The organism is Lentzea albidocapillata, from assembly GCF_000719115.1.
Taxonomy (GTDB): domain Bacteria; phylum Actinomycetota; class Actinomycetes; order Mycobacteriales; family Pseudonocardiaceae; genus Lentzea; species Lentzea albidocapillata.
This window is the reverse complement of the sequence record NZ_JOEA01000059.1, coordinates 1-1,187: the sequence shown is the minus strand read 5'-3', so window position 1 is coordinate 1,187 and position 1,187 is coordinate 1. Positions and strand designations below refer to the sequence as shown.

The 1,187-nt window shown below is 63.3% G+C and carries 2 protein-coding genes; one reads left to right on the top strand and one right to left on the bottom strand.

Translation table 11 applies throughout. The annotated features are described in order from the left end of the window. On the bottom strand, positions 1–123 hold a 123-nt coding region (locus tag IG04_RS47040), incomplete at its 3' end, for a DUF4396 domain-containing protein (protein WP_030482281.1). A gap of 472 nt (positions 124–595) precedes the next feature. Between IG04_RS47040 and IG04_RS0141735 the strand changes: the two genes are divergently transcribed. Then, positions 596–958, top strand: coding sequence for a DUF305 domain-containing protein (locus IG04_RS0141735; protein WP_051772008.1), 363 nt, complete (start codon positions 596–598; stop codon positions 956–958). The last annotated feature ends 229 nt before the right edge of the window (positions 959–1,187 follow it).

Genomic DNA, 1,187 nt, shown 5'->3' with positions numbered 1-1,187 from the left:
CCAGCCCAGCGCGGTGCCGATGACCATGCCGAGCACCTCACCGATCGCACAGCCGGTGAGGCAGTGCAGCGTCGCGGAGATGGCGAGCTTCGTCAGACTCGATTGTGCACCAGCGTGATCCATGACCCGTTCCCTTGCCTTGCTTCTCGGCCTATATACCCTGCTGGGGTATGCGGTGTGAAGATACGCCCATACCCCCCTAGGGTGTCAAGAGAATTCGGCGGGAAGATCGACGGTGGGCGCTGTTGAACCGGTTGGAGCACTGACCCGTAGAAAGCGGTGATGCGACCTACTAGGTACGGTAGTTACATGGCTATGGGCGCGCACAGCAAAACGACCCAGTGGGTCCTGCTGTGCGCGCTGTTCCTCGGTGTCGTCGGGATGCACCACGTCAACGTGAGCAACGACATGTCGCCCACGCACGGGTCCATGTCCACGAGCGCTCACCACGCGCCGCCATCCGAGGATCCAGTACCGCAGCCGATGCACGGGATGTTGCACCTGTGCGTTGCCGTGCTCTGCGCCGTCGTGTCGCTGCTCCTGCTCGTATGGCTGCTGCTGCGCACCGCACGCCCGATCGCGGGTCGCCCCGAAGGTGACCGATCTCGCGAAGCGCATCGAGGGTGCGCAGGACCCGGAGATCAAGACGATGACGGCGTGGCTCTCCAAGTGGGGTGCCTCTCCGACCGCGTCGTCGATGCCGGGAATGGACCACGGCTCGATGGGCAGCGGCAACGGCATGATGACCGCCGAGGAGATGGCCAAGCTCGGACAGGCCGCGGGTGCCGAGTTCGACAGGATGTGGACGGAAATGATGATCAAGCACCATGAGGGTGCGATCGCCATGGCCAAGATCCACATCGAGAAGGGCAGCAACGCCGACAGCAAGAAGCTGGCGCAGGACATCATCACCGCGCAGCAGGCTGAGATCACCGAGATGCAGGGGCTGCTGAAGTAGAAGCCACAGACGTTCAGGCCGGGGCAAAGTGATTTGACCCCGGCCTGATCGCTGTTCTCCTCAGGACAAGCCACACCCCGGCACGTGCCCCAGGTCACAGGCATACCCCTACCCTGTATGCCTAAGGACACTTGCACACCCATACCCCCCTTAGGTATAAAGGTGGCAAGCGCCCGTCGTTCCCCCGGTCAGTTGCGACCGGCCGCGCGACGGACCGATCGACAGGAGC